This is a genomic window from Ponticaulis sp., assembly GCF_029210165.1.
Lineage (GTDB): Bacteria > Pseudomonadota > Alphaproteobacteria > Caulobacterales > Hyphomonadaceae > Ponticaulis.
In genome coordinates this window covers 64,299-76,949 of record NZ_JARGNT010000004.1, presented here as the reverse complement: position 1 = coordinate 76,949, position 12,651 = coordinate 64,299, and the positions used below count along the sequence as shown (strand labels likewise).

The 12,651-nt window shown below is 54.0% G+C and carries 20 protein-coding genes and 1 pseudogene; all 21 read left to right on the top strand.

Features of this window, described 5'->3' with window-relative positions; all coding sequences use genetic code 11:
- Positions 1-323 precede the first annotated feature (323 nt).
- The 21 genes and pseudogenes from P1U45_RS16380 to rplR all read left to right on the top strand — a co-directional run bounded on the left by P1U45_RS16380 (position 324) and on the right by rplR (position 12,646).
- Positions 324-1,916 (top strand): hypothetical protein, encoded by a 1,593-nt coding sequence (locus P1U45_RS16380; RefSeq protein ID WP_301059991.1) that lies wholly within the window; start codon positions 324-326, stop codon positions 1,914-1,916.
- A 186-nt stretch (positions 1,917-2,102) separates the two neighbouring features.
- The gene (gene rimK, locus P1U45_RS16375) at positions 2,103-3,482 is read left to right on the top strand and encodes a 30S ribosomal protein S6--L-glutamate ligase (protein WP_301059990.1); all 1,380 of its coding nucleotides are present in this window, start codon (positions 2,103-2,105) and stop codon (positions 3,480-3,482) included.
- A gap of 228 nt (positions 3,483-3,710) precedes the next feature.
- On the top strand, positions 3,711-4,016 hold the full coding sequence (locus P1U45_RS16370; RefSeq protein WP_301059989.1) for a DUF167 family protein: 306 nt from the start codon (positions 3,711-3,713) through the stop codon (positions 4,014-4,016).
- A gap of 216 nt (positions 4,017-4,232) precedes the next feature.
- A complete protein-coding gene (rpsJ, locus tag P1U45_RS16365) occupies positions 4,233-4,553 on the top strand; it encodes a 30S ribosomal protein S10 (RefSeq protein WP_022695850.1) in 321 nt (106 codons plus the stop codon).
- On the top strand, positions 4,553-5,347 hold the full coding sequence (gene rplC / locus P1U45_RS16360) for a 50S ribosomal protein L3 (RefSeq protein WP_022695849.1): 795 nt from the start codon (positions 4,553-4,555) through the stop codon (positions 5,345-5,347). The genes rpsJ and rplC overlap by 1 nt, the downstream gene beginning before the upstream one ends.
- Positions 5,347-5,973: pseudogene (gene rplD, locus P1U45_RS16355) on the top strand (50S ribosomal protein L4); the annotation flags it as partial. The gene rplC and the pseudogene rplD, both read left to right, overlap by 1 nt.
- A 318-nt stretch (positions 5,974-6,291) precedes the next feature.
- A complete protein-coding gene (locus P1U45_RS16350; protein ID WP_022695847.1) occupies positions 6,292-6,594 on the top strand; it encodes a 50S ribosomal protein L23 in 303 nt (100 codons plus the stop codon).
- A gap of 11 nt (positions 6,595-6,605) precedes the next feature.
- A complete protein-coding gene (rplB, locus tag P1U45_RS16345) occupies positions 6,606-7,436 on the top strand; it encodes a 50S ribosomal protein L2 (RefSeq protein WP_022695846.1) in 831 nt (276 codons plus the stop codon).
- A gap of 11 nt (positions 7,437-7,447) precedes the next feature.
- Positions 7,448-7,726, top strand: coding sequence for a 30S ribosomal protein S19 (gene rpsS / locus P1U45_RS16340; RefSeq protein ID WP_022695845.1), 279 nt, complete (start codon positions 7,448-7,450; stop codon positions 7,724-7,726).
- A gap of 2 nt (positions 7,727-7,728) precedes the next feature.
- Positions 7,729-8,121: a 50S ribosomal protein L22 gene (gene rplV, locus P1U45_RS16335; RefSeq protein ID WP_363258630.1), complete on the top strand. Its 393-nt coding sequence runs from the start codon at positions 7,729-7,731 to the stop codon at positions 8,119-8,121.
- Positions 8,121-8,858 carry a 30S ribosomal protein S3 gene (gene rpsC, locus P1U45_RS16330; RefSeq protein ID WP_022695843.1) on the top strand — a complete coding sequence of 246 codons (738 nt, stop codon included), beginning with the start codon at positions 8,121-8,123 and terminating at the stop codon, positions 8,856-8,858. The genes rplV and rpsC overlap by 1 nt, the downstream gene beginning before the upstream one ends.
- 3 nt (positions 8,859-8,861) lie before the next feature.
- Positions 8,862-9,275: a 50S ribosomal protein L16 gene (gene rplP / locus P1U45_RS16325; RefSeq protein ID WP_022695842.1), complete on the top strand. Its 414-nt coding sequence runs from the start codon at positions 8,862-8,864 to the stop codon at positions 9,273-9,275.
- Between the two features lie 18 nt (positions 9,276-9,293).
- Positions 9,294-9,494, top strand: coding sequence for a 50S ribosomal protein L29 (gene rpmC / locus P1U45_RS16320; protein WP_022695841.1), 201 nt, complete (start codon positions 9,294-9,296; stop codon positions 9,492-9,494).
- 21 nt (positions 9,495-9,515) lie between these two features.
- The gene (gene rpsQ, locus P1U45_RS16315; RefSeq protein ID WP_027441796.1) at positions 9,516-9,767 is read left to right on the top strand and encodes a 30S ribosomal protein S17; all 252 of its coding nucleotides are present in this window, start codon (positions 9,516-9,518) and stop codon (positions 9,765-9,767) included.
- On the top strand, positions 9,764-10,132 hold the full coding sequence (gene rplN, locus P1U45_RS16310; RefSeq protein WP_022695839.1) for a 50S ribosomal protein L14: 369 nt from the start codon (positions 9,764-9,766) through the stop codon (positions 10,130-10,132). The genes rpsQ and rplN overlap by 4 nt, the downstream gene beginning before the upstream one ends.
- On the top strand, positions 10,132-10,449 hold the full coding sequence (gene rplX, locus P1U45_RS16305; RefSeq protein WP_293608373.1) for a 50S ribosomal protein L24: 318 nt from the start codon (positions 10,132-10,134) through the stop codon (positions 10,447-10,449). Before rplN ends, rplX begins: the two co-directional genes overlap by 1 nt.
- Positions 10,442-11,002, top strand: coding sequence for a 50S ribosomal protein L5 (gene rplE / locus P1U45_RS16300; protein WP_301059987.1), 561 nt, complete (start codon positions 10,442-10,444; stop codon positions 11,000-11,002). Before rplX ends, rplE begins: the two co-directional genes overlap by 8 nt.
- Positions 11,003-11,019: 17 nt before the next feature.
- A complete protein-coding gene (gene rpsN / locus P1U45_RS16295; RefSeq protein WP_022695836.1) occupies positions 11,020-11,325 on the top strand; it encodes a 30S ribosomal protein S14 in 306 nt (101 codons plus the stop codon).
- Between the two features lie 14 nt (positions 11,326-11,339).
- Positions 11,340-11,735: a 30S ribosomal protein S8 gene (rpsH, locus tag P1U45_RS16290; RefSeq protein ID WP_022695835.1), complete on the top strand. Its 396-nt coding sequence runs from the start codon at positions 11,340-11,342 to the stop codon at positions 11,733-11,735.
- A gap of 15 nt (positions 11,736-11,750) precedes the next feature.
- Complete coding sequence (gene rplF, locus P1U45_RS16285) at positions 11,751-12,281, top strand: 50S ribosomal protein L6 (RefSeq protein WP_293608371.1); 531 nt, start codon at positions 11,751-11,753, stop codon at positions 12,279-12,281.
- Positions 12,282-12,283: 2 nt separating this feature from the next.
- The gene (gene rplR / locus P1U45_RS16280; RefSeq protein ID WP_022695833.1) at positions 12,284-12,646 is read left to right on the top strand and encodes a 50S ribosomal protein L18; all 363 of its coding nucleotides are present in this window, start codon (positions 12,284-12,286) and stop codon (positions 12,644-12,646) included.
- Positions 12,647-12,651 lie beyond the last annotated feature (5 nt).

Below are 12,651 nucleotides of genomic sequence, written 5' to 3'. Positions count from 1 at the left end.
CCGTGAAGGTGGCCGTACTGTTGGTTCAGGCGTTGTGTCTAAAGTTATCGAATAGGTTTCTATTCGTTTCCGTGATTGCTGAAGCGATCACATGAAACAGGCTCAAGGCTGCCGCTCTGATCTGAGTTTAGTACGAGCAGTCCTGAGCGCGTTCTATGCGAAGCGTAGCTTAGCGAGAACAAACCAAATCAAGTAAAGCCCGCTCACACGAGCGGGCTTTTTTGTTTTCTGCAGATTGATTTAAAATCAGCTTGCAATCTTTGAGTGCGCCGATAGCCTGACCTTACTCTTGAACGTTGAGAGGAAAGACGGGGGTCTTAAGGATGACGGTTCGCTCGATCGCGCTCGGAAGCGTGAGTGCAATTTTTAGTGCGATTTTTCTAGCGGCTTGTTCAGGGGGAGGGGGCGGAGGATCGCCAACTCCAACGCCGACACCCACGCCCACACCAACACCCACGAACACGGCGCCGACAGCGGCAACGTCTGCTCCAGCCGGAACGAGTGCCGACGAGCGACAAACCGTAATTCTGGACGGGTCTGGCTCCAGTGACCCTGAAAACGACCCCCTTACTTATGCCTGGGTGCAAACTGCGGGGCCGACTGCTCAGCTATCTGGCGACAATACCGCAACTCTCTCTACCGAGCTTCCCGAGGTGACAGCTGATGCTACGCTCGATTTTGAGCTGACCGTGAGTGACGGTGAGTTTTCAGATACGTCTGCAATATCAATCACGGCGACCAATATCGTTCGCGCTCCGTTGGTAACCAGCGTGAATGTGAATTTCGGAACACCGATAGACTTGGAGTTTGACCAGATCTTCCCGGATCTGATGACCGTGCAATTTTTTGGCGCTCAGACTGCTGCATCCGGCATTCGTACTAAGAATGACGGGACGCTCGAGTATTTTATGATCGACGTTGAAGCCAATAACGGTTTTGACACAGAAACGACTGTCGACTTGCCAAATGCGACGCCTGGACAGTTGGCGATTCCGGCCTTCATGACCGGGCCATTTCCTGGTTTCGGCGCGGCAATCGAAAAAGTTCTTGTGTTTCCGCAGGACAGTCTAGGCTTCGTTATGGAGTATGATGGCAATGTGCCGGCAGGGCAGACTATTAAAGGTACGCTCACGCTCAACGACATCTGTTATGGATCGGCGGACTTGCTTGATGGTCTGTCCGGGACAACTGATCTGTTCCTTGCAAGTGATACAAATGGTATGCGCTACCTGCCTCGTACGGTCAACGGCGGCGTTTCTACCTATGGTCAGGCTGTAACGATCACGCCCGACGGTAATTTTTGTCAGGGGTCTTCGCGTGTATATTTTCGTAATGAACCCGCACCTGAACATCGGATGGCGATCGATGTTTCGGTTCCGTCTATTCGGACATTCTTCCATTCCGCAGGCAGCTATACCGAAAGTGACGAAACACCGATCACGCTGGCACAAGGACAGGAAATTGTCTGGACGCAGTACGTCCCCGGTTCTCTCATTTCTTCAGGCGGAGGCAGTAGCGACAACTATGTAGCTTATATCGCTACCGATGGGGAGCATACAGGAAACCATACGCTTTATCTGTATGGGCAAACGACGCCGGACGTGAATGAAACCTTTGCGCTCGTGGATAGTCTGGACCTCGGTGTAGGTGTTCCCGAGCGCTTGTACTTCAGAGACTTTGACGGGGATCGGCAGTGGGAAATCTATATTTTCTATAAGAATGTCCCGTATATAGGTGTCGTTGAGCTGGAAGGTTTCGATCGGAATGTTCAGCTTTCAGTCCAGGGGTTTATCGAGACCGGTTTTGACGCAGACGACATTCTCGCTCTCGGGGACTTGGCGGGTAACATTAGTTACTATCTGGAATATTCCGCTATCGACCAGATCGTCCCGTTCACGGTTACGGCCGCGCCTTAGAGGCGCGTCTTGTTCACGTGGAATGAGCATCTCTCAAAAGTCGAGCTCAGTACGCTATTGTCTCTGATGCGGTGACCCTGAGCCGGTAGAAAATTGCCGAAAATTCCGGAACCGCCGCATGACTTAACCGTGTTATTTGGGCGCGATATCCTGTATGTCGCGCTCATCTGAATTTCTGGAGACGTCATGTCATCATCATTTACACTCGGTTGGGAAGAATGGGTTTCCCTTCCATCTCTCGGGCTTCCGGCGATCAAGGCGAAAGTCGATACCGGCGCGCGCACATCCGCGCTGCATGCGAGTGTTATCGAGCCGTTCGGGCCGATCAGTAAGCCTCAGGTCCGTTTTCTCATTCAGCCAAACCCGGACGACCTGTCTATGGAGTTCACCTGTTCTGCGCCGGTGGTGGATCGCCGACAGGTGACGAGCTCGAATGGTGAGGCAGAGCTGCGCTATGTGATCCAGACAGAGCTCACATGCGGTGACCGGACATGGCCGGTAGAGATGACGCTGACTAACCGCGAAAACATGCAGTACCGCATGTTGTTCGGTCGGACGTCTATTGCGGACGACATGGTTGTTGATCCGAACGTGTCATTCGCACAAACGCCGTTGAGCTTCGATCTCTATAAAGGCATTCCCCGCAAGAAGCCGGTAAAGCGCCCGCTACGTATCGCATTGCTAACGCGCGAACCGAACAATTACTCCTCCAGCCGCCTTATTGAGGCCGGTGAGGCGCGCGGCCATGTCGTTGAAGCCATCGATACGACGCGTTGCTACATGAAAATCGACGCAACCGCGTCTGAGGTTCATTACGACGGTAAAGTGCTGCCGCGCTATGATGCGGTGATCCCGCGTATCGGCCCTGCCATCACGTCTTATGGCCTTGCCGTGCTTCGTCAGTTCGCGAACAGCGGCGCGTATTGCCTGAACCCGCCGAATGCGATTGCGGCATCACGTGACAAACTGCTGGCGCACCAGCTCCTGTCGCGTGAGCGTATCAATATGCCGGTTACAGCCTTCGCCAACTCACCAAAGGACACCAAAGACCTGATCGCGCTCGTAGGCGGCGCGCCTGCAGTCGTGAAACTGCTTCAGTCCAGTCAGGGTAAAGGCGTCGTGCTGGCGGAAACGAAGAAGGCTGCCGAGAGCCTGATTGATGCTTTCCGTGGTCTGGAGGCGGATTTCCTCGTGCAGCAGTTTGTAGAAGAGGCTGCCGGTAAGGATACGCGCTGTTTCGTTGTCGGGAATAAGGTGGTCGCGGCGATCCAGCGGAGCGCGGCGGACGGTGATTTCCGGTCTAACCTTCATCGCGGTGGTACTGCTGCGCCTGTGCGTCTGACGAAGCAGGAGCGTGATGTCGCGCGTCGTGCGGCGCAGACGATTGGGCTGTCCGTTGCTGGCGTGGATATTCTGCGCACAAGCGAAGGACCGAAGGTGCTGGAGGTGAACTCGTCGCCAGGGCTTGAGGGGATCGAGACTGCGACGGGTAAAGATGTCGCCTCTCTCATCATCCAGAACCTTGAAGCTAAGGTGCGCCCTCTGGCGCGCGACCTGAAGCACTAGGGCAATATGGGCGATTCTTGAGGGCGCGGGCCTTTGAGAATCGAGTCGCGGGCTGGTTCGGTGCACCGTTGAGAATGGAAAGGGAATCGCTGATCTGGCGATTCCCTTTTGTCTTTTTATTTGGGCCTCATTTATTCTGTCGGGCGGGGCGAAACGCCGGATATGTTGAGGTGTCTTTAAGTGCATCTGGTTTAAGACACGCGCGGTCGAGCAGAGGAGGGGGACGTAATGCAAGAGCAGGGACTGCCTCTGCGCGCGGATGGAGATGAGACGCTCCTGACCGTGCGGGTCACACCTAAATCCTCCAGAGATGCCGTAGAGACCGTGGAATCGGACGCTTCTGGCCAGTTATTCCTGAAGGTTCGCGTGCGTGCTCTCCCGGACAAGGGCGCGGCGAACAAGGCTGTCTGTCAGCTTATTGCCAAATGGCTCGGAATTCCTAAATCGGGTGTTGCGCTACATGCGGGTGATACGAGCCGGCTAAAGCAGATCAGGATTGCTCTGCCGATCAGTGATGTGTCCCGCTTTCTATAGGTGAAGAATACACGCCGTAATCACGAGTATGGTGTTGACAGGGGTGGCTGCAAACTATAGAGGTGCGCGCTCGTTAATGAGGTAGCCGTGCCTTAGACACTGTCTAAACGCAAACGTACTCTCAACGAAACGGAACATTTTAAACGGTTTTGGTCCGTCGGGTCAGCGAAGGCTGGCGCTGAGCGGACTTTAGCTTTTGTGCGGACGGACGCTACAATGGACAGACAAAACATCCGGATTCGCCTGAAGGCCTTCGATCATCGCGCCCTCGATCTGTCGGCGAAAGAGATCGTTTCTACGGCCAAGCGAACAGGCGCTCAGGTACGCGGACCAGTTCCGCTGCCAACGCGTATTGAGCGCTTTACGGTGAACCGCTCTCCTCACGTGAACAAGAAGTCTCGTGAGCAGTTTGAAATCCGCACGCATAAGCGTGTGCTCGATATCGTTGATCCAACACCACAGACTGTTGATGCTCTTATGAAGCTCGACCTCTCTGCTGGCGTTGCGGTTGAGATTAAACTTGAGGGAGCGCGCTAATGCCTGCAGAAGCGAAACGTTCCGGCGTTGTTGCCCGCAAGCTGGGCATGACCCGTGTCTTCTCTGAGGAAGGACTGCACATTCCTGTGACGGTTCTGTCTCTGGAAGGCTGTCAGGTTGTTGGCGTACGTGAAGACAAAGATCGTACTGCTAAAATCAACCGCGGTTCTAAGAAGGACGCTGTCGAGAAAACTGTAAACGATGGCTACACAGCTGTTGTTCTCGGTGCCGGCTCCAAGAAAGCTAAGAACGCTACCAAAGCTGACCGTGGCCAGTTCGCGAAAGCGGGCGTTGCGCCTAAAGCTAAAGTGGTTGAGTTCCGCGTTGCTGAAGAAAACCTCCTCGAAGTGGGCGCTGCTATCTCTGCTGACCACTTTGTACCAGGTCAGAAAGTCGACGTAGCGGGCATTTCCATCGGTAAAGGCTTTGCGGGTGCGATGAAGCGCTGGAACTTCGGCGGTCTGCGTGCATCTCACGGTGTTTCTATCTCTCACCGTTCGCATGGTTCTACAGGTCAGTGCCAGGATCCGGGTAAAGTCTTCAAAGGTAAGAAGATGGCCGGTCACTACGGCGTTGCTCGTATCACTACGCAAAACATTGAAGTTGTTCGTGTGGACACTGAACGTGGCCTCGTTCTGGTTAAGGGTAACGTCCCTGGTCCAGAAGGTGGTTGGGTTGAAGTCCGTGACGCTGTGAAAAAAGCGCGTCCGGAAGGTGTTCCTATGCCGGGTTCTGTTTCTTCTTCTAAAGAAGCTGACGCTGCTCCGGCTGAGTCTGAGGGAGCTGACGCGTAATGGAACTCGCAGTCACAACGCTCGCTGCTAAGAAAGCCGGTAAGGTTGAGCTCGACGATGCTGTATTCGGCATCGAAGAGATCCGCGGCGACATCCTGCAGCGTATGGTTCGTTATCAGCTGGCGAAACGTCAGGCTGGTACGCACAAAACACAGTCCCGCTCTGAAGTGAGCGTGACGACAAAGAAATACATCCGTCAGAAAGGTTCTGGCGGCGCACGTCACGGTTCTAAGAACGCTCCTATCTTCGTTGGTGGTGGTGTTGCGCACGGCCCGCGCGTTCGCAGCCACGCTCACGACCTGCCTAAGAAGGTTCGCGCGCTCGCTCTGAAGCACGCTCTCTCTTCCAAGGTTAAGTCTGAGAACGTTATCGTTCTGGAAGATGCGAACTTTGACGAAGGCAAAACGAAATCTCTGCGTGCTTCTTTCGAAGCTCTGGGCATTTCTAACGCTCTCATCATTGGCGGCACTGAGCTGAACGAAGGTTTCGCTCGCGCAGCTCGCAACATTCCTAACGTCGACGTCCTGCCTTTCGCTGGCCTCAACGTGTACGACGTTCTTCGTCGCAACACTCTGGTTCTGACGAAAGACGCTATCAACAGCATCCACGCTCGTTACAACGGCGAGAGCGACGTTCCAGCTGGCGCTAAGCCTGGCGACGACGCGTTCATCGACGACGTTGTTCTGATCGACGGTGTTGGCGCGAAATCAGCGAAAGCTCTGGCTGGCGAAGGTTACGGTGAGCTCACAAAGCTTGCTGAAATCAGCGAAGCAGACGCTACAGCGCTGTTTGGTAAAGTCGGCGTAGCACAACGCGCTGTAAACGAAGACTGGGTTGGCCAGGCTAAGGCAATCGTAGCGGGCGAAGCTCCGCGTGCGAAGGTTGACCAGCGTCTTCTCGTGAAAATGCGTGCTGCTAAAGCCGCAAACGGAGAGGGCTAAGCGATGGTTAAAGACGCTCAACCGATCCACTACGACACAATTGTCGCTCCGGTAATTACCGAGAAGTCGACTTTCCTCTCGGAGGAAAACAAGGTTGTGTTCAAAGTTGCGATCAACGCTACGAAGCCGCAAATCAAGGAAGCTGTAGAAAAGCTCTTCAACGTTCAGGTTCTCGGTGTGAACACGATCGTGACGAAGGGTAAGACTAAGCGTTTCCGCGGTATCGTTGGTCGTCGTAACGACGTGAAAAAAGCGATTGTGACCCTGGCTGAAGGTCAGGCGATCGACGTGGCAACCGGACTCTAAGGAAACCTGTCATGGCTTTGAAGACATTCAATCCGACATCTCCGGGTCGCCGCCAGCTCGTTCTGGTAGACCGTTCCGGCCTGCACAAAGGTCGCCCGGAAAAGACCCTCACTGAAGGTCTCACTAAGAACGGTGGTCGCAACAACACTGGTCGTATTACAGCACGCCGCATTGGTGGCGGTGCTAAGAAACTCTACCGTAAAGTAGACTTCAAACGTAACAAGTTTGATGTTCCTGCTACGGTTGAGCGCCTTGAGTATGACCCGAACCGCACAGCGTTCATCGCTCTGATCAAGTACGAAGATGGTGAGCTTGCTTACATCATCGCACCTCAGCGCCTCGGCCCTGGCGATCAGGTTATTTCTTCTGCAACGGCTGATATCAAGCCAGGCAACACGCTGCCGCTGAAGAATATCCCGGTTGGTACGATCATTCACAACATCGAGATGAAGCCTGAGAAGGGCGCTCAGATCGCACGTTCAGCTGGCACTTACGCTCAGCTCGTCGGTCGCGCTGATGGCTACGCTCAGATCAAACTGTCTTCCGGTGAACTCCGCATGGTTATGGACCGCTGCCTTGCAACGGTTGGTGCGGTTTCTAACCCGGACAACATGAACCAAAACCTCGGTAAAGCAGGTCGTAAGCGCCACCTCGGTAAGCGTCCGTCTGTTCGTGGTGTTGTCATGAACCCGTTCGATCACCCGCACGGTGGTGGTGAGGGTAAGTCCTCTGGTGGCCGTCACCCGGTTACGCCATGGGGTAAGAAAACCCGCGGTCCTAAAACCCGCAAAAACAAGGCAACGGATCGTCTCATCATCCGTAGCCGTCACAAATCGAAGTAGGACGCTTAGACATGTCACGTTCTGTCTGGAAAGGCCCATTCGTCGACGGCTATCTGCTGAAAAAAGCAGAGGCGGCTGGCGAATCCAAAAAGCGCGAAGTGATCAAAACCTGGTCCCGTCGCTCTACGATCCTGCCAAACTTTGTTGGCCTGACATTCCAGGTCCACAACGGCAACAAATTCATCCCGGTTACTGTTTCTGAGGAAATGGTTGGCCACAAGTTCGGCGAATTCGCTCCGACCCGTACATACTACGGTCACGGCGCGGACAAGAAAGCGAAGCGGAGGTAGTCATGGGTAAGCCTAAGGCAGCTCCTAAACAGGCTGAGAACGAAGCGCGTTGCGTACTTCGCATGCTCCGCATCAGCCCGCAGAAGCTTAACCTGATCGCTCAGTCCATTCGTGGTCTGACTGTTGAGAAAGCGCTCGCTGAGCTTGAGTTTTCTCCGAAGCGTCATGCTGAAGACGTTAGCAAGGCTCTGAAAAGCGCCATTGCCAACGCTGAGAACAACCATGGTCTCGACATCGACTCTCTGGTCGTTGCTGAAGCATACGTCGGCAAAAACCTCGTCATGAAGCGCCTCCGCGCTCGTGCACGTGGTCGCGCGGCTCGCATCCTGAAGCCGTTCTCGCAACTTACCATCGTCGTGCGTGATACGAGCATGGCTGTTGAGGAGGCCGCATAATGGGTCAGAAGGTAAATCCGATTGGTCTGCGTCTTGGCATCAACCGTACGTGGGATTCCCGCTGGTATGCTGACAGCGCTGATTACGGCCGTCTGCTTCACGAAGATCTGAAGATCCGCGAGTTCATCAAGAACAAGCTTAAGCAAGCTGGTATCTCTAAGATCATCGTTGAGCGCCCGCACAAGAAATGCCGCATCACCATTCACACGGCTCGCCCTGGTATGGTTATCGGTAAAAAAGGCGCTGACATCGAGAAGCTTCGTAAAGAGCTCTCTAAGATCGTCGAAGACGAGGTTTTCGTGAACCTTGTTGAGATCCGCAAGCCGGAAATCGACGCAACACTCATCGCAGACGACATTGCGCGTCAGCTTGAGCGTCGTGCTTCTTTCCGTCGTGCGATGAAGCGTTCGATCCAGTCTGCTATGCGTCTCGGCGCTCTGGGTGTTCGCGTAATGGTTGCTGGCCGCCTCGGCGGTGCAGAGATTGCGCGTACAGAGCAGTATGCTGAAGGTTCTGTTCCACTGCACACACTGCGTGCGGACATTGACTACGGCACAGCTGAAGCGCTGACCACCTATGGTATCATCGGTATCAAGGTCTGGGTCTACAAGGGCGAGATCATGGAACACGATCCCATGGCTCAGGACAAGAAACAGGAAGCTTCAGGCGAAGCTCGCGCGCGCTCTACGAGCCCACGCGGTGAGCGCCAGGGCAACCGCGAAGGTGCAGGAGCGTAATCAATGCTGCAGCCAAAGCGCACAAAGTTTCGTAAGGCTTTCAAGGGCCGGATTCACGGAAACGCCAAAGGCGGCTTTTCTCTGAACTTCGGTTCCTACGGCCTGAAGGCTCTCGAGCCGGAACGTATCACCTCACGTCAGATCGAAGCGACACGTCGTGCGATCACTCGTCAGATGAAACGTCAGGGTAAAGTCTGGATCCGTGTGTTCCCAGACCTGCCAGTTTCGGCGAAGCCAATTGAAGTACGTATGGGTAAAGGTAAGGGTTCAATCGACCGTTGGGTCGCTAAAGTGAAGCCGGGCCGTATCCTTTTTGAAATTGATGGTGTGAACGACGAAGTTGCTCGTGAAGCTCTTCGCCTTGGTGCGGCTAAACTGCCGATCAAGACTAAAGTCGTCACCCGGATTGCTGAATAAGCGCGAGAGGAGATCGTTATGAAAGCGGAAGACGTTCGCGCTAAAACTGAAAGCGAGCTGAAAGATCAGCTCGTCGCTCTGAAAAAAGAGCAATTCAATCTTCGCTTCCAGCAGGCTACTGGCCAGCTGGAGAACACCGCCCGCGTGCGCCAGGTGCGTCGTGATATCGCTCGGATCCAAACGATCCTCCGCGAGAAAACGCAAACCAGCGCTGCGTGAACCTGAGGGAGCAAAAGCAATATGCCTAGGCGGATTATGGAAGGTGTGGTGGTCTCCACCAAGCAGGACAAAACAGCGATCGTACGTGTTGAGCGTACTTTCCTGCATCCCCTGCTTCGTAAGACCGTACGTAAATCTAAGCGTTACCACGCCCATGATGAAAATAACGTGGCTGTAGAAGGCCAAAAGGTCTCAATCATTGAGTGTGCGCCAAAGTCTAAACTGAAGCGCTGGGAACTCATGGCTGATCAAGCTGGTGGAGACGCCGCATGATTCAGATGCAGACAAACCTGTCGGTCGCTGACAACTCCGGCGCACGTCGCGTCCAGTGCATCAAAGTACTGGGTGGCGCAAAGCGTCGTTATGCCAGCGTAGGCGACATTATCGTTGTGTCTATCAAGGAAGCGATTCCTAAAGGCCGCGTGAAAAAAGGTGACGTGCGTAAAGCCGTTGTCGTTCGCGTTGCTAAAGACATCAAACGTCCAGACGGTTCTGCGATCCGTTTCGACACGAACGCTGCTGTTCTGATCAACAATAATGGTGATCCGATCGGTACACGTATCTTCGGCCCTGTTCCGCGTGAGCTTCGCGCTAAGGACCACATGAAGATTATCTCTCTGGCTCCGGAGGTGCTGTAATGGCTGCCAAAGTGAAAAAGGGTGATCGCGTCGTCGTTCTTGCTGGCCGTGATAAGGGCAAGCAAGGTGAAGTAACGCAGGTTATGCCAAAAGAAGGTCGTGTGATCGTCTCTGGCGTGAACGTTGTTACTCGTCACCAGAAACCAAACCAGATGGACCAGGGCGGCATCAAGCGCTTCGAAGCAGCTATCGATGTCTCTAACGTTGCACTTCTTGACCCGAAAGACGGTAAGCCGACACGCGTTGGTTTCCGTGTGAACGAAGAAGGTAACAAAGTCCGTTACGCTAAACGTTCAGGGGAGGCCATCGATGTCTGATGCCACCACTTACGAACCGCGCTTCCGTGAGCTGTATCGCGAACAGATCGTTCCGAAACTGCAGGAAGAGTTCAACTACACCAACCCTATGCAGATCCCTAAGCTCGACAAAGTCGTTCTGAACATGGGTGTCGGCGAAGCGGTTGCTGACTCCAAGAAAATCCAGTCCGCTCTGCGCGACATGGAAGCTATTGCGGGTCAGAAGCCTGTTGCGACTAAGGCGCGTAAATCTATCGCTGGTTTCAAGCTCCGTGAGGGCATGAGCATCGGCTGTAAAGTGACCCTGCGTCGCGACCGTATGTTTGAATTCCTGGACCGCCTGGTCACGATCGCGCTTCCGCGTGTGAAAGACTTCCGTGGTCTGAACGGTAAGAGCTTTGACGGCAATGGCAACTACGCCATGGGCATGAAAGAGCATATCGTATTCCCGGAGATCAACTACGATCAGGTCGACCAGATCTGGGGTATGGACATCATTGTTTGCACCACGGCGCAAACGAACGAAGAAGCTAAGGCGCTCCTGAAGCACCTCGGTTTCCCGTTTCGTAATTAAGCGCGGGGAGACAAGAAATGGCTAAAAAGTCTGCTATTGAACGCAACAACAAGCGTAAGGCGCTTGTTAAAAAGTACGCCGGTCGCCGTGAGCGTCTGAAAGCTGCGATCGCTAATGAAGATCTGCCGCTGGAAGAGCGTTTCGAAGCTCGCCTCAAACTGGCAGCGCTTCCGCGCAACTCTGCGCCGATCCGTGTTCGCAATCGCTGCGAAGTCACCGGTCGTCCGCGTGGTTATTATCGTAAGCTGAAGATGTCACGTGTGGCACTTCGCGAGCTGGGCAACCTTGGTAAGGTTCCTGGCATGGTCAAATCTAGCTGGTAAGGGAGGGTATCTAAATGAACATTTCTGATCCTCTCGGCGATATGCTGACACGTATCCGTAACGCTCAGATGCGTGGTAAGTCAGTAGTGACCACGCCGGCATCTAAGCTTCGCGTTCGCGTGCTCGAGGTTCTTCAGTCTGAAGGCTATATCCGTGGTTACACGGAAGTCGAAAAAGACGGCAAAAAGAACATCGACATCGAACTTAAATATTATGACGGTTCGCCGGTTATCTCTGAAATCCGTCGGATTTCTAAACCAGGCCGTCGTGTTTATTCTTCTGTGAAGGATCTGCCGCTCGTACAGAACGGTCTGGGCATTTCCATTCTCTCTACGCCAAAGGGTGTCATGTCTGACAACACTGCGCGTAACGAGAATGTGGGTGGCGAAATCCTTTGCCGGGTCGTTTAAGGGAAGGAACAAGGTATGTCTCGTATCGGTAAACTTCCTGTCGAAGGTGGCAAAGCTACTCTGTCTCTCGCAGACCGAGTGCTCACCGCGAAGGGCCCTAAAGGCGAACTGACACTGACTGTTGTTGACGACGTAAACGTCGAAGTCAGCGACAACTCTGTTACGTTCACGCCTAAGGATGAATCCAAACGTGCTCGCGCAATGTGGGGCACAATGCGTGCTCGCGCTCAGAACATGGTCCTCGGTGTTACCGAAGGTTATGAAAAAGAGCTCGAACTCGTAGGCGTTGGTTACCGTGCTCAAATGCAGGGTAGCGACGTCAAGCTCTCGCTCGGTTTCTCGCACGATGTCATTTACAAGGCTCCGGAAGGCATTTCACTGTCTTCTACCAAGCCAACGGAAGTGAAGATCGCTGGCGCTGACAAACAAGCTGTTGGTCAGGTTGCTGCAGAGATCCGCAAGTATCGTCCACCTGAGCCATACAAAGGCAAAGGTATCCGTTATGCCGGCGAGCAGGTTCGTCGCAAAGAAGGTAAGAAGAAGTAACCATGAAGACGCCACGCGAAAAACTCATGCGTCGCGCTCAGCGGGTTCGTGCCAAACTGCGCAAGCAGGCAACTGGTCGTCCTCGTCTGTCCGTGGTGCGCTCCTCCAAGAACATCGCCGCTCAGGTGATCGACGACGAACGTGGTATCACGCTCGCTTTCGCTTCCACGCAGGAAAAAGACTTCCGCTCGTCTACGCCAAATGGCGGTACATCTGATGCAGCAGCCTCTATTGGCAAGCTGATCGCAGAACGTGCCTCTAAAGCTGGTGTAGAAGACGTTGTCTTCGACCGCGGTGGTTACATGTTCCACGGCCGAATCAAGGCGCTGGCGGATGCCGCGCGTGAAGGCGGCCTGAAATTCTAGGAGAC

What these genes read in the sequence shown, in the direction of transcription:
- rplE (WP_301059987.1), top strand. Translation starts at nt 10,442, where the DNA reads ATGTCTGATGCCACCACTTACGAACCGCGCTTCCGTGAGCTGTATCGC.
- rplR (WP_022695833.1), top strand. Translation starts at nt 12,284, where the DNA reads ATGAAGACGCCACGCGAAAAACTCATGCGTCGCGCTCAGCGGGTTCGT.
- rplP (WP_022695842.1), top strand. Translation starts at nt 8,862, where the DNA reads ATGCTGCAGCCAAAGCGCACAAAGTTTCGTAAGGCTTTCAAGGGCCGG.
- rpsJ (WP_022695850.1), top strand. Translation starts at nt 4,233, where the DNA reads ATGGACAGACAAAACATCCGGATTCGCCTGAAGGCCTTCGATCATCGC.
- rpsN (WP_022695836.1), top strand. Translation starts at nt 11,020, where the DNA reads ATGGCTAAAAAGTCTGCTATTGAACGCAACAACAAGCGTAAGGCGCTT.
- P1U45_RS16350 (WP_022695847.1), top strand. Translation starts at nt 6,292, where the DNA reads ATGGTTAAAGACGCTCAACCGATCCACTACGACACAATTGTCGCTCCG.
- rpmC (WP_022695841.1), top strand. Translation starts at nt 9,294, where the DNA reads ATGAAAGCGGAAGACGTTCGCGCTAAAACTGAAAGCGAGCTGAAAGAT.
- rimK (WP_301059990.1), top strand. Translation starts at nt 2,103, where the DNA reads ATGTCATCATCATTTACACTCGGTTGGGAAGAATGGGTTTCCCTTCCA.
- P1U45_RS16380 (WP_301059991.1), top strand. Translation starts at nt 324, where the DNA reads ATGACGGTTCGCTCGATCGCGCTCGGAAGCGTGAGTGCAATTTTTAGT.
- rpsQ (WP_027441796.1), top strand. Translation starts at nt 9,516, where the DNA reads ATGCCTAGGCGGATTATGGAAGGTGTGGTGGTCTCCACCAAGCAGGAC.
- rpsS (WP_022695845.1), top strand. Translation starts at nt 7,448, where the DNA reads ATGTCACGTTCTGTCTGGAAAGGCCCATTCGTCGACGGCTATCTGCTG.
- P1U45_RS16370 (WP_301059989.1), top strand. Translation starts at nt 3,711, where the DNA reads ATGCAAGAGCAGGGACTGCCTCTGCGCGCGGATGGAGATGAGACGCTC.
- rplN (WP_022695839.1), top strand. Translation starts at nt 9,764, where the DNA reads ATGATTCAGATGCAGACAAACCTGTCGGTCGCTGACAACTCCGGCGCA.
- rplC (WP_022695849.1), top strand. Translation starts at nt 4,553, where the DNA reads ATGCCTGCAGAAGCGAAACGTTCCGGCGTTGTTGCCCGCAAGCTGGGC.
- rpsH (WP_022695835.1), top strand. Translation starts at nt 11,340, where the DNA reads ATGAACATTTCTGATCCTCTCGGCGATATGCTGACACGTATCCGTAAC.
- rplF (WP_293608371.1), top strand. Translation starts at nt 11,751, where the DNA reads ATGTCTCGTATCGGTAAACTTCCTGTCGAAGGTGGCAAAGCTACTCTG.
- rplV (WP_363258630.1), top strand. Translation starts at nt 7,729, where the DNA reads ATGGGTAAGCCTAAGGCAGCTCCTAAACAGGCTGAGAACGAAGCGCGT.
- rpsC (WP_022695843.1), top strand. Translation starts at nt 8,121, where the DNA reads ATGGGTCAGAAGGTAAATCCGATTGGTCTGCGTCTTGGCATCAACCGT.
- rplX (WP_293608373.1), top strand. Translation starts at nt 10,132, where the DNA reads ATGGCTGCCAAAGTGAAAAAGGGTGATCGCGTCGTCGTTCTTGCTGGC.
- rplB (WP_022695846.1), top strand. Translation starts at nt 6,606, where the DNA reads ATGGCTTTGAAGACATTCAATCCGACATCTCCGGGTCGCCGCCAGCTC.